General features: G+C 47.7%; 21 protein-coding genes. 16 read left to right on the forward strand and 5 right to left on the reverse strand.

The genetic code is table 11. The annotated features are described in order from the left end of the window. The 6 genes from DXZ20_RS34470 to DXZ20_RS34495 all read left to right on the forward strand — a co-directional run. On the forward strand, positions 1-917 hold a 917-nt coding region (locus tag DXZ20_RS34470), incomplete at its 5' end, for an FAD-binding domain-containing protein (protein WP_284681704.1). A 232-nt stretch (positions 918-1,149) separates the two neighbouring features. Beyond that, positions 1,150-1,428 (forward strand): TM2 domain-containing protein, encoded by a 279-nt coding sequence (locus tag DXZ20_RS34475; RefSeq protein ID WP_006517939.1) that lies wholly within the window; start codon positions 1,150-1,152, stop codon positions 1,426-1,428. A gap of 9 nt (positions 1,429-1,437) precedes the next feature. Then, positions 1,438-1,881 (forward strand): DUF2752 domain-containing protein, encoded by a 444-nt coding sequence (locus DXZ20_RS34480; RefSeq protein ID WP_163663864.1) that lies wholly within the window; start codon positions 1,438-1,440, stop codon positions 1,879-1,881. 23 nt (positions 1,882-1,904) lie between these two features. Continuing rightward, entirely contained in the window at positions 1,905-2,090 is a 186-nt protein-coding gene (locus tag DXZ20_RS34485) for a hypothetical protein (RefSeq protein ID WP_163703063.1), read from the forward strand. Between the two features lie 142 nt (positions 2,091-2,232). Further along, entirely contained in the window at positions 2,233-3,564 is a 1,332-nt protein-coding gene (locus tag DXZ20_RS34490; RefSeq protein ID WP_163703064.1) for a protein kinase, read from the forward strand. After that, complete coding sequence (locus DXZ20_RS34495; RefSeq protein WP_163663868.1) at positions 3,557-4,366, forward strand: N-formylglutamate amidohydrolase; 810 nt, start codon at positions 3,557-3,559, stop codon at positions 4,364-4,366. The genes DXZ20_RS34490 and DXZ20_RS34495 overlap by 8 nt, the downstream gene beginning before the upstream one ends. A 55-nt stretch (positions 4,367-4,421) precedes the next feature. On the opposite strand, the gene DXZ20_RS34500 is transcribed toward DXZ20_RS34495, so the two are convergent. Then, the gene (locus DXZ20_RS34500; protein WP_163663870.1) at positions 4,422-5,087 is read right to left on the reverse strand and encodes a class I SAM-dependent methyltransferase; all 666 of its coding nucleotides are present in this window, start codon (positions 5,085-5,087) and stop codon (positions 4,422-4,424) included. A 211-nt stretch (positions 5,088-5,298) separates the two neighbouring features. Here DXZ20_RS34500 and DXZ20_RS34505 point away from each other — a divergent pair, with 211 nt between their 5' ends. Continuing rightward, positions 5,299-5,484 (forward strand): hypothetical protein, encoded by a 186-nt coding sequence (locus tag DXZ20_RS34505; RefSeq protein ID WP_006517933.1) that lies wholly within the window; start codon positions 5,299-5,301, stop codon positions 5,482-5,484. A 146-nt stretch (positions 5,485-5,630) separates the two neighbouring features. On the opposite strand, the gene DXZ20_RS34510 is transcribed toward DXZ20_RS34505, so the two are convergent. After that, positions 5,631-6,173 carry an SRPBCC family protein gene (locus DXZ20_RS34510; RefSeq protein ID WP_163663872.1) on the reverse strand — a complete coding sequence of 181 codons (543 nt, stop codon included), beginning with the start codon at positions 6,171-6,173 and terminating at the stop codon, positions 5,631-5,633. A 219-nt stretch (positions 6,174-6,392) separates the two neighbouring features. Here DXZ20_RS34510 and DXZ20_RS34515 point away from each other — a divergent pair, with 219 nt between their 5' ends. The 3 genes from DXZ20_RS34515 (at position 6,393) to DXZ20_RS34525 (ending at position 9,020) form a co-directional block, all read left to right on the forward strand. Next, the gene (locus tag DXZ20_RS34515; RefSeq protein ID WP_163663874.1) at positions 6,393-6,578 is read left to right on the forward strand and encodes a hypothetical protein; all 186 of its coding nucleotides are present in this window, start codon (positions 6,393-6,395) and stop codon (positions 6,576-6,578) included. Positions 6,579-6,683: 105 nt separating this feature from the next. Next, entirely contained in the window at positions 6,684-7,178 is a 495-nt protein-coding gene (locus tag DXZ20_RS34520; protein WP_163663876.1) for a sterol desaturase family protein, read from the forward strand. Positions 7,179-7,385: 207 nt separating this feature from the next. Further along, positions 7,386-9,020, forward strand: a complete 1,635-nt coding sequence (locus DXZ20_RS34525) for an alpha-D-glucose phosphate-specific phosphoglucomutase (protein WP_163703065.1) — start codon at positions 7,386-7,388, stop codon at positions 9,018-9,020. Between the two features lie 93 nt (positions 9,021-9,113). Here DXZ20_RS34525 and DXZ20_RS34530 read toward each other — a convergent pair whose 3' ends face one another. Then, complete coding sequence (locus DXZ20_RS34530; RefSeq protein WP_163663880.1) at positions 9,114-9,386, reverse strand: hypothetical protein; 273 nt, start codon at positions 9,384-9,386, stop codon at positions 9,114-9,116. Positions 9,387-9,686: 300 nt separating this feature from the next. Between DXZ20_RS34530 and DXZ20_RS34535 the strand changes: the two genes are divergently transcribed. The 6 genes from DXZ20_RS34535 (at position 9,687) to DXZ20_RS34560 (ending at position 15,605) form a co-directional block, all read left to right on the forward strand. Continuing rightward, positions 9,687-10,157 (forward strand): hypothetical protein, encoded by a 471-nt coding sequence (locus tag DXZ20_RS34535; protein ID WP_163703066.1) that lies wholly within the window; start codon positions 9,687-9,689, stop codon positions 10,155-10,157. Between the two features lie 85 nt (positions 10,158-10,242). Beyond that, positions 10,243-11,598 carry an MFS transporter gene (locus DXZ20_RS34540; protein ID WP_163663884.1) on the forward strand — a complete coding sequence of 452 codons (1,356 nt, stop codon included), beginning with the start codon at positions 10,243-10,245 and terminating at the stop codon, positions 11,596-11,598. A 79-nt stretch (positions 11,599-11,677) separates the two neighbouring features. After that, a complete protein-coding gene (locus tag DXZ20_RS34545) occupies positions 11,678-11,869 on the forward strand; it encodes a CPXCG motif-containing cysteine-rich protein (RefSeq protein ID WP_006517925.1) in 192 nt (63 codons plus the stop codon). A gap of 113 nt (positions 11,870-11,982) precedes the next feature. Continuing rightward, on the forward strand, positions 11,983-13,698 hold the full coding sequence (locus DXZ20_RS34550) for an extracellular solute-binding protein (RefSeq protein WP_163703067.1): 1,716 nt from the start codon (positions 11,983-11,985) through the stop codon (positions 13,696-13,698). 8 nt (positions 13,699-13,706) lie between these two features. Next, entirely contained in the window at positions 13,707-14,426 is a 720-nt protein-coding gene (locus DXZ20_RS34555) for a hypothetical protein (protein WP_163703068.1), read from the forward strand. An 81-nt stretch (positions 14,427-14,507) separates the two neighbouring features. Then, positions 14,508-15,605, forward strand: coding sequence for a substrate-binding domain-containing protein (locus tag DXZ20_RS34560; RefSeq protein WP_163703069.1), 1,098 nt, complete (start codon positions 14,508-14,510; stop codon positions 15,603-15,605). Here the strand turns inward: DXZ20_RS34560 and DXZ20_RS34565 are convergent. Next, on the reverse strand, positions 15,598-17,481 hold the full coding sequence (locus tag DXZ20_RS34565) for a hypothetical protein (RefSeq protein ID WP_163703070.1): 1,884 nt from the start codon (positions 17,479-17,481) through the stop codon (positions 15,598-15,600). The genes DXZ20_RS34560 and DXZ20_RS34565 overlap by 8 nt on opposite strands. 336 nt (positions 17,482-17,817) lie before the next feature. After that, complete coding sequence (locus DXZ20_RS34570) at positions 17,818-18,141, reverse strand: hypothetical protein (RefSeq protein ID WP_163663895.1); 324 nt, start codon at positions 18,139-18,141, stop codon at positions 17,818-17,820. Positions 18,142-18,214: the final 73 nt, after the last annotated feature.

Here is an 18,214-nt window from a genome sequence, read left to right on the forward strand (position 1 = left end):
CGGAACGTGGGTTGGTAGATGCGATCGCACTGCCCTCGGCTAAAGCGTTGGGCTTTACGTGGGATGCCCCATTACCCCTAGAACCCGGCGAGCGGGCCGCCCGTGCCCAGCTAGAGTTCTTTGGTCATAAAGCCATTGAAGCCTACGATGAGCAACGCAATTTCCCCGCGGTGACAGGTACTTCATTGCTGAGTGCGGCCCTTAAGTTTGGTGCAGTGGGTATGCGTGAGGTGTGGCAGACGGCAATGACAGCCTACGATGCCTGTAACAGTGATGAGGGTCGTACCAATGTGCAAACCTGGATGAAGGAACTCGCCTGGCGAGAGTTTTACCAGCATGTAATGTTTTTCTTCCCAGAGTTAGCACATGGTCCCTACCGTGATGCCTGGAAAGATTTTCCTTGGGACAATGATGAAGAGAAATTTGCAGCTTGGTGTGAGGGACGTACAGGCTATCCCATTGTGGATGCTGCCATGCGTCAGTTAAATGAGACCGGATGGATGCACAATCGTTGTCGCATGATTGTGGCCAGCTTTCTCACCAAAGACTTAATTGTCGACTGGCGCTGGGGTGAGAAATATTTCATGCAAAAGCTGGTGGATGGTGATCTCAGTGCCAACAATGGTGGCTGGCAGTGGAGTGCCTCTAGCGGCATGGATCCTAAGCCGTTAAGAATTTTCAACCCGGCTAGCCAAGCTAAGAAATTTGATGCGGATGCAGACTATATTCGCCAGTGGCTGCCTGAGATTCGCCATGTGGATACGGGCGCACTGGTGAGTGGTAAACTCTCACCCCTAGATTTAGAGGGGACTGATTACGCTGCGCCTATTGTCGATCACAAAAAACAACAGGCTGTTTTTAAAGAACGTTATAAGGAACAAAAAGCTAAGTTGGGAGCCCTAAACGAACGTGATTAATTACACATGAGAAAATTAGGTGTACTGATTTCTGTCTCTGATAAACGGTGATTATGGGCAGTAATAGTGCAGTATGCTGTTTTTCCCGCTAGTTCATCCGGATTTTTATCAGTTCATATTGATTAAATCTTTATAACAAGGTTTTTCTATGCCGAAAATCGGGCAATTTTGAAGAGAGGTCGTCATAACGACCAGCATGATGGAAATGCACTTAAAGAGGAATTGAATCGATATGACAAATTCTGGTGGCGTTGAAGGGGCTGACAAGAAAGTTGTAGCCGGTATTTTAGGGATTTTGCTGGGTGCTTTTGGCATACACAAATTTTATCTGGGGTATACCAACGAAGGCATTATCATGCTGCTGGTTTGCCTGATTGGTGGCACTGTGACCTGTGGTGTGGGTTCTGCTGTAGTGGGTGTGATTGGTCTAGTTGAAGGTATTCTGTATCTGACTAAGTCGGATGAAGAATTTGTCAGCACTTATATCACTAATAAAAAGCCATGGTTCTAACGTAGAGTCATGGTACTTGCAAAATCGTCAATTTATTTGCGCCTCGGTCTATTAGGAGCGTTATGTACACCGCTCTTGATCGTGGTGTTGACTTCATTTGGATATGAAATAACGCTGTGGGGATGTCCGCTAAATGCATTGGTGGGCATCCCCTGTCCTACTTGGGGGATGACGCGAGCGGTGTTTGCGATCGCAAACCGTCAGTGGTCAGCGGCTATTCATTACCATCTCCTGGCTCCTTTGGTTGTCATACTCTGGGCAGTGGCCTTAGTTCAGGTCAGTATTGAGCTTTGGACTAAGCGCCTATGGAGCCGCTGGTGGCGACATCGCAGTCTATGGAGTACCGGGCTTATACTAATGTTTGGATATCACGGTTTCCGGTTATACCAACTCTGGATGTCAGGGGCACTAGCTACAAACATGCAGCAGTCTTTTCTAAGTTCTCTAATCTAAATTAAAGCAGCTCAATAATTACTATGCGTAATCGTACACTACCTCTTAAAGCAGGATTGGCCATCGCAGGATTGACCTACTGTCAAATCTTTGCCCATATGGAAATCAACCCTTTTCTAAAAAACTATTTGGTTCTGGTGCCGATACAACTGGGAGTGCTGATGTATTTCGGCTACATGCATTGGAGTGGCAAGTATAAACAGCCCTAGACGCTGCCACAATTTGATTTCTTACCCATAAACCCTTTCACTGCACTGGGTTTGCAGGGTAGCTTGGCTGCCTCATGCTCAAAGCTATGCTTCATTTGAGCGATGCCCGCTACTCAAACGATTTATTAAAATAAACACTTACATGACAGCCTTAACCTTAAATTACTCCGCAGAAGAGCCCCGTTTAAAGATCTCCCAAGATTTAACCGAATTCCCCCTAGAAATTTTAGAACAAGCCGATTCATTGGAAATTCTAGATCTATCCAATAATCACCTCAGGACGCTGCCACCTGAATTCTCTAAGTTAAAAAAGCTGAGAATTGCCTTTTTCAATAACAATCAGTTTGAAGAATTTCCAGAGATCTTAGCCGCCTGCCCAAATCTCTCTATGGTGAGTTTTAAGGGCAACAAGATGAAAACGATTAGTGAAACGGCCCTGTCACCCAACCTTCGCTGGTTAATTCTGACTAACAATCAGCTAACATCATTGCCCAAGAGCATTGGTAAGCTCAGTAAACTACAAAAGTGTATGCTGGCAGGTAATCAGTTACGCTCGTTGCCGGATGAGCTGGCCAAGTGTCAAAGCTTAGAACTCATGCGACTCGCAGCTAATCAGCTACAAACTTTGCCTAGCTGGCTTTTTGATTTACCCCGGTTAACCTGGTTGGCCTATGCCGGCAACCCATGTAGTCAGGCTACAGAAGTTCAACAAAATAATACCCTAGCCACCATTGATCCAGCAGAACTACAGCTGGGTGAAGTCTTGGGCCAAGGGGCCTCTGGGGTTATCTATAAAGGCCTGTGGACGCCTGAAACAGCATCGACTCCAGCTCAAGATGTGGCAGTTAAGCTGTTCAAAGGTGACATTACTAGCGACGGTTTGCCTCTAGATGAAATGCAGGCCTGTATCGCAGCGGGTTCCCATCCTAATTTAGTCAAAGTATTCGGTAAACTAAGCCACCCCATTGATGGCAAGGCGGGTTTAGTATTCTCCTTTATTACCGCTGAGTACGGTAACTTAGGTAACCCTCCCAGTTTAGAAACCTGCACTCGAGATACGTATGCCGATGGTATTACATTTAGACTCCCTGTTATTCTCCAAATTGCCAGGGGCATCTCCTCTGTCGTTGCACACCTCCATAGCCACGGTATTATGCATGGCGATCTCTATGCCCATAACATTCTAGTCAATACTCATGGGAAGAGTATTCTCGGAGATTTTGGCGCAGCGTCTTTTTACGCCCCGACAGATACAGAGGTCGGGCAATCTTTCCAGCAGCTTGAATCTAGGGCCTATGGTTGTCTCTTAGAGGATTTGCTAGCACGTCATATTTCCGAGAATGATGAGATGGAAATAAAGATATTTCAAGCTCTTCGGGATTTGCAGCAGCGTTGTATGGACGCGGTTCCCAGTGAACGCCCATTATTCAGTACAATCAATGAATTGCTGACAGAGGTATCCACACTTGTTTGAGGCTACTCCCTTTCGGGTTCATCATCCTACGACCAGGCTATGTCCGATTGTGGCCAGTATTCCCCATAGTGGCTTGGTGATTCCGGAAGAGGTTATCACCAAGCTAAACCCTCAGTATCAGGATTTTCTGCCCCACCAAGACTGGCATTTGGACAAGCTCTATGACAATTTACCCAAACTGGGTATTACGGTGTTGGCAGCCAACTACAGTCGCTATGTTGTGGATCTGAATCGAGTTGCTAAAGCACCTTTTATAGGAGGCTTTTGGCAAGCGACAGTACCACGACAGACTGCTTACAAGCAGTCCCTGTATCGTCACTTACCATCAAGCCATCAGGTTCAAGATCGAATTGATCACGTTTATCGCCCTTACCATCAAAAGCTGGAATATCTTCTACAACAAATAGTTGACCAATTTGGCTATGCATATTTGTTAGATTTACACAGCTTTGCAGGACCGATTGTGGATCAGGTTTGCCTGGGCAATGGTAATGGCAAAACCTGTTCTGACAAGCTGATGTCAGCTGTTGAAGCAGCATTTGTATCACAGGCCTATCAGGTCGCACAAAACCATGTGTTTAATGGCGGATATATCACTCGCCACTATGGTGCAATGCCAGGTGTGCAATCGTTGCAGATTGAGCTTCGATATCACACCTATCTCAATTTAGAACAACTTGAACAGTCTCGTATTCCCGATTGGGATATCCCTGAATTTCATCAGGCCAAACAAAACATTCAGGCCGTTTTTAGTCATTTGACCCAATCGATACTGGTGCCGTCTAGTGGAGAAGATAGCTGAAAAGTCTGTATCCCTAGAGATTTCAGAAACCTTATGGAGATGAGCAATGGGTCTATCAGCGTTTCATGGCGAGCATCAGCCCATCTGCAATTGGCAATAAACTCATGGAAACACGCTCATCCGAGTGAATTTTCTGATTCAGGGCATGAATGCGCTTTGTGCGATTATCCTGTTCTGTGAATGGATTGGCGACTCGCCCTGACCACAAAACGTTGTCTACAGCGATTAAGCCGCCTGACCGTACGAGCTGTAGAGCCTTCTCATAATAGTTGTTGTAGTTGCTCTTATCTGCGTCGATAAATGCAAAGTCAAAACTGTTACTATGACCTTCGGCAATGAGGTGGTCAAGGGTTTCGAGTGCCGGAGCGATGCGTAGGTCTATCTTGTGGTCAACTCCAGCTTTTTGCCAATACTTGCGAGCCATGCCTGTATACTCATCACTAATGTCGCAGGCAATAAGCTGACCATCGTCGGGCAGTGCCATGGCCACAACTAGCGAACTATAGCCAGTAAAAACGCCTATTTCTAGCGCTTTTTTCACCCCTAATAGCTGTACCAATAACCCCATAAACTGACCCTGTTCTGGGGCAATTTGCATCACTGCTCTAGGGTGCTGAGCATTCTCTTCTCTTAACTGCTGGAGAATCTCACTGTCTCGAACGCCTACAGACAGTAGATAGTCATAGAGATTTTCAGTGAGGGTGATAATTTGAGTAGACATTGAAGAGGCTGCTGGGACTTTGGATTCTGAGTGCATGCACATCATAAACTAGAAAACTCTAAGGGAAACAACCCAGACTTGAAAGATATTCAATTGAGTAAGAAGGGGCGATTCTACAAGACTTAGAGCTCAATGGTTCTCTTTTGCAACGCTAATGCTGATATCGTTTGACGGTTTGCTAACCTAAGGTACAAAGCGTGAGGAACACCTAATGGATGTGACCCAGGTGGTGCAGGTATCTGCACGGGTGGGGTGGATCATTGAAGTGAGCCAGCAAGACGATGGATATCGCTGCTGGGTAATCAACCGTGAATTGGATGTCTTGAGTGATGGGCACATATACGCCACTAGCAGTGCCGCTCTAGCCGCAGGCAGATTATTTGTTGAAAGGAATTAGGTGCTTAGAAGTCTTTGAATAGCCTATTGGCATTCTATTGGCATTAAATTAGTAAGAAGTAGGGTCCTAGGAATGCATTTTCCTAGGACCCTTACTTTTTAGATGAGCCTGTAATTAGCTCAGAAAAATTACTGTCTGCTACCCATTTAGGGCTGGCACAGCACCCGACGCATGGTTTTCATATTGCCGGGTAAGTCAATGCGCATGGCCTGCTCTAGCAAAAACTTAGGTGCTGGAATCATGGGTGTGGCTTTGACCGAGTAGGTCAGTAGCGTACCTTCACCAAAATCTTCTAGTACAAGGTCGGCGGCAAAGTCTGCAAAAGTGCCGCGTTCTAGCCGAAACTGAATGCTCTGATGCAGATGCTCAACGACGTGAAGGTAAATTTCTACCTGAGCGGTGAAAAGGATAAAGGCTTTGCGGGCTGCCTGGTAGAGTTTGCGAGTAATGCGCTGGGACTGTTGTCTGACGTGGTGTTTTACGGACGCTTCTAACTCGCGGCTGTGGGTAATGTCGGGAAAGTAATGAACCCAGCGACTGTAGTCAGTGAGTTGCTCCCAAAGTTGCGATCGCACTAACGGCACATACATTTGAGCAGTAACAGCGGCACCTTTACCTTTGTGGTTAGTATCGGTCGCAATTAAGATATCGCCGCGCAGCAAAGCTGTTTGTTGTGTCGTCGAAACCATAGGATTCAATAAGGAAAAACTTTATATATGCTTAATAAATCTGCCGAATAACTGAGACGCCCCAAAGCATCCATTAGCTTAATGTAGATTGCAAGTTTGTACCGATTCGTTGCCCATTATTAACCAGGCGATATGAGACAAGTGTCAAGCAAACACATTTTTGCGTAAAACCTTAGTAAACCTTGTTGTTCCCTCGATACATGTACCTACTCCGAACCGATGGCTAATCGTTTTCGTCTGCGTCCAATTACTCAACTGTTGCTGGCCACCATCGCGATGACAGCCATTGTCTGGATATTGCGTGGTACGGGCCTCCTGTCATTTCTGCCGGGCATTATTATCTGGTTGCTGATTTTGACATGTTTTGCGATCGCACTCTTTAGCAGCGTGCAATCCACTCGATAGGATAATGCACACTGGTCTTGAAATGTAAATTATTTCTAAATCAAACGTTAAATAAACTTTAAATTCACTCTGCTAGGTTGCCGGGGAGTTGTGAGGCAATCAGCAATGGAACTATTGAGAATATTGGGAATTTCCCTGCTATTACTACTGCTAGGGGACTTTGTCGCTACGTTTATTTACCACGTGCCGGAGCATGTGTTTGGCCGTTACCACAGCATCGTGCATCATAGCCCCAACCGTAGTTTTGTGAGTTACGCCTTCCGCAAACATTGCCCCCAGGCCCTACTGCCAGGATTTTTGGGCGCGTTGCCCTACCTAATGTGGGTGCCATTGCTTTGGCTATTGTCTCCCGTGGGGACCGTGATTGGGCTGTTACTGGCTGAGCTGCACGTGATCTGGCGGCACCAGTTCAACCCAGACTATTGCACGCCTAACTGGATTAAAACCATCTGCCGTTGGCTATGCATTACCACGCCTGAGCGCCATCACCTCCACCATAGAAATGCAAATCTGGCCTATGGTGATGTCTTTACGTTTTACGGTAAGCCAGCTCAGTATTGGCTTACATTTTTGCGGCAGCTTAAGCGCCAGTGGGTTTAACAGGTCTGCTGCTAACTATTCTGGCCGTATTTTTACGGGTATCCCTTTATGGTTTCCCTCGTGTAGTTATGGTTTTCCAAAAGGGTATGCCCGCAACCCATCGATCGGTGGAACGCATGCCACTGCAGTCCGTCGAACACATCGCAGCCGCAGCATCCTGTAAGGTTAAGGATGAATCGGCTCGCCGACGCAGAGATAAGGAGTATCATGACCATCCAAACGGTTTCGACAACGCCTTTTTCAGATCAAAAGCCGGGCACATCCGGTTTACGTAAACAGGTCGCTGTTTTTCAAAAGCCTAATTATCTAGAGAACTTTGTTCAATCTATCTTTGATAGCTTGGAGGGCTACCAGGGCCAAACGCTGGTTGTGGGTGGAGACGGTCGCTTCTACAATCGCCAAGCGATCCAAATTATTCTAAAAATGGCCGCTGCTAGCGGCTTTGGTAAAGCCCTTGTGGGGCAGGGTGGTATTTTCTCCACACCGGCAGTTTCCTGCATTATTCGCAAGTATGGAGCCTTTGGTGGCATTATCCTTTCTGCTAGCCATAACCCTGGTGGCCCCGATGGTGACTTTGGCATTAAGTACAACATCGGTAATGGTGGCCCCGCTCCAGAAAAAGTAACCAGTGCCATCTTTGAGCGCAGCAAGGTCATCGATAAGTACGAGATTCTCGATGCTGAAGATGTGAATCTGGATCGGGTGGGCACTACTTCCCTGGGCAATATGACCGTTGAAGTGCTTGATGCGGTCAATGACTATGCCGCATTGATGGAAACTCTATTTGACTTTGAGCAAATCCGTCAGCTGCTTACCTCCGGCAATTTCAACATGTGCATGGATTCGTTGCATGCAGTAACTGGCCCCTATGCCAAGGCCATTTTTGAAGGTCTACTGGGCGCTCCTCAAGGCACCGTGCAAAACGGTGAGCCTCTAGAAGACTTTGGCGGTGGGCACCCTGACCCCAACCTGGTCTATGCCCATGACCTGGTAGAGGTCATGTTTGGTAGCAATGCCCCTAGCTTTGGTGCGGCCTCTGATGGCGATGGCGATCGCAACATGATCGTCGGTAGCAACTTCTTCGTTACCCCCAGTGACAGCCTGGCGGTGCTAGCGGCTAATGCCACTTTGGTTCCCGGCTATCGTGACGGCATTGCAGGTGTGGCCCGCTCTATGCCCACGAGCCAGGCCGTGGACCGTGTGGCTGAAAAACTGGGCATCGACTGCTACGAAACCCCAACCGGTTGGAAGTTCTTTGGCAACTTGCTAGATGCTGACAAAGCCACCCTGTGTGGTGAAGAAAGTTTTGGCACCGGCTCTAACCACGTTCGTGAGAAGGATGGCCTCTGGGCCGTGCTGTTCTGGCTCAATATTCTGGCAGTGAAAGGCCAGTCTGTTGAAGCAATCGTCAAAGAGCACTGGGCGACCTATGGTCGTAACTACTACAGCCGCCATGACTTTGAAGGGGTGGAAACGGCTGTAGCCAATCAGCTGATGGATGGCTTAAGAGCCAAGCTCTCCACCATGAAGGGCCAGCAATTGGGCAGCTACACCGTCGACTATGCCGACGATTTCAGCTACACCGACCCCATCGATAACAGTGTGAGTCAAAAGCAAGGCATCCGCATCGGCTTCACCGACGGTTCCCGCATTGTGTTCCGCCTCTCCGGCACCGGCACCAAAGGAGCCACCCTACGACTTTATGTCGAAAACTACGAGCCCGATGCCGCTAATCACGACATCGATACCCAAAAAGCCCTCGCACCTCTGATTCAGCTAGCTGATGAAGTCGCCAAGATTAAAGAGCTGACGGGGTTTGACAAACCCACAGTGATTACCTAACCCGAGGCCACTAACCGAGCACTCTCCCCTACTGGGAGGGGCTCTGGGGTAGGTTAACCGTTGGCGCTATTTTCTAGACATCGCTCTGCTGCCTTAATTGCCAGGTATCGCCACACTACTCTTAACCTGTTGCTTATCTGCATTCTTAGAATATTTCTCAGCCACAGCGGTCACTTCAGCCACCCGCTTAGCATTGCTAACCTCTTCAGCCTTAGCTTTGGCCGCTGCCGCTTCCTTGGCCTTCAGTCCATTCTGGGCCCGTGTCAAAAAAGACACCGTAAATCCTACGCTCAAATAGGTAGCGCTCATAATCGCCCATCCTTCAATGACGTAGGTCATCATGTGATTTAAGGTTTCAACGGTCATGATGCGCTCCTGTCGGTATAAATAACTTTGATCAAAAAGAATTCTAAAGAATAGTGTTACTCGCTAGCAGGCTGGCGAAAACTCATTACAACACAAAATATTTTGATCACCATTTAAGCAGGTTCTTTTTGGGATCGGTACTTATCGCAAAAAATATTTTGGACCGGCTTTTATAAAGAAGGTCTCAAATACATCTGCAGTCTCTAAGTGATCACAAGGTGTTGCTGTAAATTGTCGAATAGCCTGTATTCCAATGGATTGAGGCTATTCATTGTATATATAACTTTATTAATTAAGACTATGAATTTTGCCGCTTGTGTGAAGCCTTTGACAGGGGCGTTGGTGGGAGTATTGGCGATCGCAACACCCACCCTGGCCTTACCCTCTGGCGAAAGTGAGATTGAGAACTATGTAGGGGTAGGTGTACGAACGGGGCTTAACGATGATACAGCAGCCGTACTTGATTCCAAGTTGGAGGTGATTCCGTTTGAGCAGGGGAGTTTATCAGTACGCCCTGCTATTTTGATCGGTGAGGACTTTGAAGGTCGTTTACCCGTCTCCTTTGATCTGGCGTTAGATGAGCAATTTTTGGTCTTTGGCGGCGGCGGCTTTGCCTATAACTTTGATGACAGTGACCTTGACCCCATGATTACGGGGGGGGTTGATATGGCTGTCAGTGAGCGCCTCATTCTGAATGTAGAAGGCAATCTGATTTTCAAATCTAACGATACAGATGCAGAAGTTGCGGCATCGATCAACTGGCTGTTTTAGAACTGGCTGTTTTAGAACTGTTTAGTACTATTCAGGCTATGGCGCTGTTCGGTATTGTGAAATACCGAGCGTCACTGTCTGAGTTATGTCTACCCGCTTGTCTTTCCGTACAAAATTTGCCTACGGTGTTGGTGAATTAGGAACGGCTGTTCCCATTGGCCTGGCAATTTTTTATCTACTGTTTTTTCTCACAGAGGTGGTGGGTCTGTCTCCCACACTGGCTGGGACAGTGCTGCTCATTGGGCGGGTGTGGGATGCCGTTAATGATCCGGTTATTGGCTGGCTAAGCGATCGCACCCAGTCTCGTTGGGGACGTCGCTACCCCTGGCTGGTGCTGGGCGCTTTGCCCCTGGGCTTTTTCACCTTCATGCTCTGGTTGGTGCCTCCCCTGGAGTCAGAGACCAGCCTATTTATTTACTATGTGCTGATGGCCGTGGGGGGCTATGCGGCGTTTTCGGTAATTATTTTGCCAATGGTGGCGATCGCAACCGAACTTACCCCCGACTATGACGAACGCACCAGCATTATGTCGGTGCGTTCAGCAGCCAATATTATCGGCTCGGTGGTGGGGCTAGTGCTGGCCCAGATTATCTTTGCCCTGGTGGAAAACACCCGACGCCAGTACATGATTCTGGGTGCGGCCAGCGGCATCTTTATTGTGATAGCCATTGCTGTGTGTGTCGTTGGCACCTACGGTCAATACCGTCCGGTGATGCGCAAACAGCCTGAATTATCGCCCCACCCCATGGGCCGCCAGCTGCGTCGGGTCTTTGCCAATCGGGCATTTCGCTGGGTGATGGGGCTATACCTGTGTTCTTGGGTCGGAGTGCAGGTAACAGCGGCGATGCTGCCTTTTTTCGTGACGGATTGGATGAACCTGGGAGAGCAGCATTTTACCCAGATGGCCATTGCGGTTCAGGGTAGTTCCGTGGTGCTAATGCCATTTTGGCTGTGGGTGACCAAGCGCACGAGCAAGCAGATGGTTTACTACGCTGGGGCACCTTTAGCGCTCATCGGTGTATGTATATTAGGTCTGGTGCAACCGGGGCAGATAGGTCTCATGTACGTCATCGGCGTGGTGATTGGGGCAGGGCTATCCACATTTTATCTAGTGCCTTTCGCCATGTTGCCCGATGTCATTGATGACGAAGAACTGCGTACCGGTGAACGTCAAGAAGGCATGTTTATTAGCCTGATGGTGTTTTTGCAGAAAGTGGGTGTGGCGATCGCCATCTTTCTCTCCGGCTGGATGCTGGATTGGGCCAGTCAAATTGGACCGAACGCTCATCTACTGATTATCCGATTATTAGCCAGCGCCTTACCGAGTCTTTTAATTTGCGGTGGTGTTTATTGTGTATATCGTTATCCCTTAACCCGCAAGGCCCATCATCGTATTCGTCTGCAACTAGAACGGAGCCGCAAACAACCTCAACGTAATTAGGTTCGTTTTCATCCCAAAATTTTGTAGAGATGTTCCATGGAACATCTCTACAAAATTGGTCCCTATTCCCCTACGACATATGCAAACCACTGCCGAATACTATTGCGCCTACTGCGGCGAACCCAACACCACCTTTATCGATATCAGCAGCGGTCTCACCCAGCAATATGTTGAGGATTGTCAGGTATGTTGTCGACCCAATATTCTTTACATCACAATTGACGAAGAGACCTTAGACGTAGATATTCAAACTGATTGTGAAGATCGTTAAATACCTGTGAGCGCATTTTACGGTTCGGTTGTTCACACCTAGGGAATGGGCAGGATAAATCCGAATTTCATATCAATTGTTATGTAGCTATTGATAATGTCACATTGGCAGCTATGGAGAACCGATTGAAAACCTTTGTTCGCGTTATTTCTAATTCCTTAGTTAGTGCCTTGTTGTTGGCTAGTTGTAATAATAATGGCACGAGTTCCAGCGGTAGTCGTGGGTTTGAAGTAAAGCTACTGGTGGGTAGTGCACTACACCATTTTTGTGATGAAGCAGCGGTTCAGTTTAACCAAACAAAGCCGCAGCTGGAGAATGGTGACGCATTTCATATGACCTGTGAGGCAGCAGGTAGCGGCGATGTTGTAGAACGGACGGTCGACCTAGCACAGAAATTTCAGCAAGGTACTCTCACCGCTGAGGCTCCAGACTTCCCGACAATTTTGTCTGTAGATGGCGAAATTTATCAGAACCAGCTAATCTATCGTATGGATCAGCTTTATCCTGGCCAAAACTATATCCCAGCGATTACCGATGCACCACTGTTGGCCAATAGCCCCATGGTGTTCATGGTGCCATCGGACCTGGCCCCCGGTCTACGCAACGTTGATGATCTGTTTGCCCAGCTAGTAACTGCGAAAACCCACAAAGATTTAGATGCCAGCAGTCCCGAACAGCCTATCTACTATGTGCATACCGCACCTACCCGGTCTAATTCTGGATTACAAACCCTGGTGTCACAGTTCTCTTCAGTGTCCGGCAAACGCCCTGAAGAGTTAACAGTGGCAGACGTGCAGCAGCACCAAACAAAAGTCCAAGAAATTCAGAGCAAGATCACCCGCTATGGTAAGTCCACCTCTACACTGGCCCAGTCTATGGTGGAAAATGGCCCCTTCTGGGCCTCCATTGGCTCGGTATATGAGTCATCGGTGATTGCAGCTAATACTGATTTGCCCCCCGGGGGTACCCGCTATGAAGCGGTGTATCCCAAATCCACCTTCACCTCCAATATGCGGGGCATTGTGCCCAATGCGCCCTGGGTCAGCGACCAAGAAAAGGAAGCGGCTGACCAGATTTTAGAGTATCTGCAATCTCCGCCAGCGCAGCAAATCGCTACAAAATTGGGATTGCGACCAGGCGTACCCGGAGTCGCTCTGGGGCCTAAGTTTAGTCCCAATTTTGGTGTGGACCCCCAGGCTAGCTACGATTCGTACCGCCCCCCTGCACCAGAGGTAGCTGAAGCCATGTTGACCACCTGGAGTCAGGTGGCTAAGAAGTCTTCTTTAGTAGTGATAGTAGTGGACACCTCTGGCTCCATGGAGGGTAACAAGCTGCCGTCGGTGCAAAACACATTGAAGACCTATGTCGATGCCTTGGGTCCTAAAGACCAGGTGGCTTTGATTGACTTTGATAGTGATATTCGTCAGCCAGTGCTGGCGGATGGTACACCCGAGGGTAAATCGCGAGGACTACAATTTATTGCTGGGTTAAGGGCCGATGGCGGCACCCGACTTTACGATTCGGCATTGGCAGCGCGCAATTGGCTATCGGCTAACCTGAGGCAAAATGCCATCAATGCAGTACTGATTTTGACCGATGGTGAAGATTCAGAATCGGGCATTAGTCTGGACCAACTTGAACAAGAACTAGCGCGCAGTGGATTTTCATCGGACCAGCGCATTGCTTTCTTTACAGTGGGCTATGGCAAGGAAGGAGAGTTTAATCCCCAGGCTCTAGAGCAGATTGCTCAGTTGAATGGAGGTTACTATCGTAAGGGTGATCCGGCGACCATTGCCCAGTTGATGGCCGATCTGCAGGTAGAGTTTTAGGAGCGCTGATGAAGCTAGCCAATCCATTACAGTATCCGTTGGCGGTGCTGGCGGGAGGCATTTTTCTGATAGGTGGTGTGCGTTTGGGACGTTTGCCTGCCGTTGTGGCAATACCTGGTGCGGCCATTATTGCGACGGCTGGTGCAGCTGTTCTGCAGTCCCGCGAACCTGACAAGGTTGAGTTGGCCAACAAATCTATTAATCGGGAGTTTCAACAGGTGCGGCAGCAGGCTCTTGCTCTGGGGGCTCGGGCCGATGAGTTAAATGAGGAGGCGACTCGGTTACTGACTGATAGCGACCAGATTGAGTTGTTAGGTGTGGTGCAATATGCGTGCGATCGCACCCAAGAGCTTCCTAACAAGATCGCTCAGCTGGCCCTGCGTCTGGAAGGTAACGATGCCCTTCTCTCAGTAGATGAACTCCAACGTCAGTTAAAGCAAGCCGAAGCTAAAGTTCGCAACAGCAAAGGTATTGCCCAAGAACAATGGGGCAAACTTGCCAACAGCCTTAAGCGCAATATTTCCCTTGCCCAGCATGGTGAAGACGCTCGCCAGGCCCAGCTAGCCAACCTGTCTACCCTAATTGCCGAATCAGGGGGTGTGTTGCAACAACTTCAGAACAAACTCCGCACCGCTGATCTCACCAGTTCGGTAGCTGCCGATGAATTGCGAGAGCTTAGCGATGAATTCAAGGGCTTCCAAGAAAATGTCGATGTCTTAATTGCCTAATTTTTCATCCATTCCAATTGTGTAGGGTCGTTCCATGGAACGACCCTACACAATTGGCCCCATTCCCCATTTTTCTCCACCATGGTTACCAAACCCGTTACCTCCCTTGCCATCATCGTTGCCTCTGCCGGTCTCGCCTACGCCCCTCTCCCCGGTGTTAACCAATCCATTACCATTGTTAGCGGCAGCGAACTTCAGGAACCTCTTAAACTTCTCGAAACTCGTTTCGAACAACAGAATCCTTCGATTCAAATCAATCTTGAATTCCAAGGTTCCCAAGATATTGTCAACAAATATATTGATGATAACAATGACTTTGAACCCACAGTGCTAATTCCGGCCAATGGTCAACTATTGGACGAACTAAGCCAACGTTGGAAGGCACAGTACGGTGATGAGCCCTTTTATGAAACGCCCCAACCCATTGCAAAAACCATGCTTGTAGCAGTCTCCTGGCCAGAACGAGCCCAGGCACTATTCCCTGGCGGTGAGTTTCAGTGGCAGCGTGTGGAAGACGCCATGACGGGTGGTAATTGGGACAAAATTGGTGGCAATGCCGCTTGGGGCAGTTTTGACTTTGTAACGACTGATCCTACCCGCTCTAACAGTGGTCAGCTGACGATGAGTTTATGGTCACAATCTGAGGCTAATAGCAACAGCCTCAATACGGGTGACTTTAGCAAAGACAATGTACAGACCTTGTTTGGGTTGGTAAAACGCTCTGTTTATCAGCCACCCAGGTCTACGGACATTTTATTGCAAGAGTTTATTACTCGCGGTCCCAACGATGCCGACATTGCCACCGTATATGAGAGTATTGCCCTCCACCGTTGGGAACAGTCCAGCGCAACCCAAGGCCAGCCCTATCAAATCCTTTACCTAGATCCGACCATCGAGACTATTTCCACCGCTGTCATTGTGCGACGTGATGTAAACGGTGGTGAAGCTAACGCTGCTCGCGCATTTATTGACTTTTTGATGGAGCCCGGGCAGCAGGCCGTATTTGTGCAGCATGGCTTTCGTCCAATGAATGCCAAAGTTGATATTAATTCTGTTCCCAACAGTCCTTGGAGTAAAAATATTCCTGGAGCAACAACAGATCCAACTGGACGGGTGAGTACTCCCCCAGATCGTTCTGTAGTTGAAGAGGTGATTCGCCAGTGGCAGCGCGCTAATTAACCGTAGCTCTAAATCGGACAAAGCCATAGGCACCGGTTGGAGCACTCGAAGCAGGCGGTACATCTCCCACATTGACAATAATGAAACCATTGTCCTGGGTCTGACTGCCCAGGGTCAAATCGTAACGACAATAGTTTAAAGAAGCGCTATTGCTGGCAATATAGGCCCCTATATCCAGATCTTCAGTGTTAGTGAAAACCTGATTCCCATTAGCCAGCCCTAACATGATGCCAGTGTCAGGATTAAATGCATCGTTGGCAAAGGTGAGATAGTCGGGGATGCGATCGCACAGTCGAAAATCCTGCGCTACAGTACTACCGTTAGAGAGAAAATAGATCGTGTACTCAATCTCATCCCCTGGCTGCACGCTGATACCACCTACAACTCCACTCAGATAGTTAGCTGGCCACTCGGCTGCATTATCGTCATCATCGGAGCTACCCACATCTACATAGGTGTCGTCAAATACCTGTTCATCAGCCTGTCCTCGGTTGATAGCCGTAATTCTTTTAACTAAAGCCATTTGAGCATTGCCCGCCGGGTCAAATGGAAAATTAATATTCAAAATATCTGTTGTCAAAAGGGTTACTTGGCGCGGATTTATTTGAGACGCCTCCGCATCACCCCCACCATAGAGCAATCCTTTCAGATCTCCATCGGTTTCATCAATATCTACCCAGTAGTTTGTATTCTCCGCCAGGTTAGTAAATGAATACTCTCCGCCATTTTGCGTCTCCTTAACCTCAATCAGTAAGTCGTCACCATTGGTTTCTAGAATATTATCGCCGTCATCCTTATAAAGTGTGACAGTTACCTCATCTAGTCCGCGCTCACCACTGCTCAGCAAATCATCTTGACTCGTGTCCTCAAAGGCATTACCACTAATGTGGCAGCCCGCTGCCATACCAGAAGTCATAAAAATAGATTGAGTAGCTCCCCCATCTAAGGATGCACCCACTGCATAGGTAATTTGGGTAGTATCAATAAACGTATTTTGATAATCAACGACAATTCGATTACTAGGGTCATTTTCTGAGGGGTTGGGACCTAATCCCTCGGTATTAGAGGCATTCGGATTATCCGTTGATGATGAATCATCTGTGAATGTGTGTTTATTACCTGAGAGACTCTCCACCAGGATAGACCCAACATAGGTATTGGTAGAGCTAATGGATGTCCCACCCAAAAAACTTTCAACCTCAAGGATGTCTCGAAACCGGACATTACTGTTAACGTACTGACTGTCAACATCCCCCGCCAGGACACGAGCATTACCAATGGGACGATTGTATTCAACTTCCAGAACCCAGCTATCACCAGGGTCGCCTTCACGCTCCGTCAGCCTGGGAGTGCTAATCCCTGTTCTTGGATCGGTAAACTCAATAAAAAATACATCTGGATCATTGCCAGTGGCTATAAACTTACCACTGTTGTTGTTAATGGCAACAGTACGCATCGTGGCCGTAGTTCCATTAGGGGCCGTTGCTGTCCATACCGTATCTACAGAATACTTAGGCCTGGCATTACTTCCTCCAGTCATGCCAAATGGCTCACGGTCAGGCACAAAGTCGCCAAATGCCATATCGTGACAGCTCAAAGAGAGAGGAGCCTGAGGTGAACTATCCGGCCATGCCTCTACAGGCAGATTATTTGCTTGAGCAGGTAAGGCTGTCATTAACGTGGTCGCAATACTCGTTGCCAGTGCCAAAGAATGGGCCGCGACCATTTTCCCATTGTGTATTTTTTTCGAGGGTGCACCCAACAACCGCTGCTGAATCAAACTAACCAGCGGCAAAGACTTTTCTGCCAGCTGTTTTCGAACTCTGACCCTGTGAGGATTTAGAGCGACGAGACGCTCAAGTAATGATGAAAACACTGTATAAAAAAATACTTGCCTTGGTTTTCTTAGCTTGCCTTAAAGATCAGCGATAATCTCTCGGGAATTTTACTAAAATACTTGACATAAAATACTGAAAAAGACAGAAGAGATTTAATCAAAATGCTTTGATATTTAAGCATTTTGGGGCTCAAAGTCCTTCATATGAATCTAATCAGCCTATTCTTTATTTTTGTCTATAAACTTGAATTTAAGATAGTACTAAATACGTGATTTTACTAGTATGACCCATCAAGCTCCAAAGCCATGATCTTATACTTGTCAGTACTTACTTACATCACAAAATGTATTCATCTCAACTGGAAACCGCTATATCTATTGAACAGTTTCTCTTGATGTATCTCTTGTCTGATTATGGTTTAAGTTAGTACGCTCTGAAGACGTTGAGTTGTTTGTTGCAACATCTTCTAACTCCACACCATCAACTATATTAGATTCAATCTGCTGCACATCATTATCAACGTTTTCTATGAAACTTCCCACTGCCTGACTCTCAATCAGAATCATTGGCTTGTCGTTGCTGTTGGCTAACACAGGTGCCCCACAGACCAAAATGCCGCTGTATATAATCAAAGAGGGAACTGCCTGCTTTGCAGGTGTCTGGCTAAGGTTTGCTAGATATGGTGGCAACAAAGACATAGATAGCTATTCTTCCTTTCAGACCCTATGATGCCTGTATAGTTGCTAGTTTGACTTCGGTGAAACTCCTTGA

Source organism: Adonisia turfae CCMR0081, assembly GCF_011009555.1.
GTDB classification, from domain to species: Bacteria; Cyanobacteriota; Cyanobacteriia; order Phormidesmidales; family Phormidesmidaceae; genus Leptothoe; species Leptothoe turfae.

Bases quoted from the DNA above. Each gene is read 5' to 3' on its own strand.
- DXZ20_RS34480 (WP_163663864.1), top strand. From the start codon at position 1,438: ATGGTACTTGCAAAATCGTCAATTTATTTGCGCCTCGGTCTATTAGGA.
- DXZ20_RS34555 (WP_163703068.1), top strand. From the start codon at position 13,707: ATGAAGCTAGCCAATCCATTACAGTATCCGTTGGCGGTGCTGGCGGGA.
- DXZ20_RS34490 (WP_163703064.1), top strand. From the start codon at position 2,233: ATGACAGCCTTAACCTTAAATTACTCCGCAGAAGAGCCCCGTTTAAAG.
- DXZ20_RS34535 (WP_163703066.1), top strand. From the start codon at position 9,687: ATGAATTTTGCCGCTTGTGTGAAGCCTTTGACAGGGGCGTTGGTGGGA.
- DXZ20_RS34570 (WP_163663895.1), bottom strand. From the start codon at position 18,141: ATGTCTTTGTTGCCACCATATCTAGCAAACCTTAGCCAGACACCTGCA.
- DXZ20_RS34540 (WP_163663884.1), top strand. From the start codon at position 10,243: ATGTCTACCCGCTTGTCTTTCCGTACAAAATTTGCCTACGGTGTTGGT.
- DXZ20_RS34485 (WP_163703063.1), top strand. From the start codon at position 1,905: ATGCGTAATCGTACACTACCTCTTAAAGCAGGATTGGCCATCGCAGGA.
- DXZ20_RS34515 (WP_163663874.1), top strand. From the start codon at position 6,393: ATGGCTAATCGTTTTCGTCTGCGTCCAATTACTCAACTGTTGCTGGCC.
- DXZ20_RS34560 (WP_163703069.1), top strand. From the start codon at position 14,508: ATGGTTACCAAACCCGTTACCTCCCTTGCCATCATCGTTGCCTCTGCC.
- DXZ20_RS34510 (WP_163663872.1), bottom strand. From the start codon at position 6,173: ATGGTTTCGACGACACAACAAACAGCTTTGCTGCGCGGCGATATCTTA.
- DXZ20_RS34505 (WP_006517933.1), top strand. From the start codon at position 5,299: ATGGATGTGACCCAGGTGGTGCAGGTATCTGCACGGGTGGGGTGGATC.
- DXZ20_RS34530 (WP_163663880.1), bottom strand. From the start codon at position 9,386: ATGACCGTTGAAACCTTAAATCACATGATGACCTACGTCATTGAAGGA.
- DXZ20_RS34500 (WP_163663870.1), bottom strand. From the start codon at position 5,087: ATGTCTACTCAAATTATCACCCTCACTGAAAATCTCTATGACTATCTA.
- DXZ20_RS34545 (WP_006517925.1), top strand. From the start codon at position 11,678: ATGCAAACCACTGCCGAATACTATTGCGCCTACTGCGGCGAACCCAAC.
- DXZ20_RS34475 (WP_006517939.1), top strand. From the start codon at position 1,150: ATGACAAATTCTGGTGGCGTTGAAGGGGCTGACAAGAAAGTTGTAGCC.
- DXZ20_RS34525 (WP_163703065.1), top strand. From the start codon at position 7,386: ATGACCATCCAAACGGTTTCGACAACGCCTTTTTCAGATCAAAAGCCG.
- DXZ20_RS34550 (WP_163703067.1), top strand. From the start codon at position 11,983: ATGGAGAACCGATTGAAAACCTTTGTTCGCGTTATTTCTAATTCCTTA.
- DXZ20_RS34520 (WP_163663876.1), top strand. From the start codon at position 6,684: ATGGAACTATTGAGAATATTGGGAATTTCCCTGCTATTACTACTGCTA.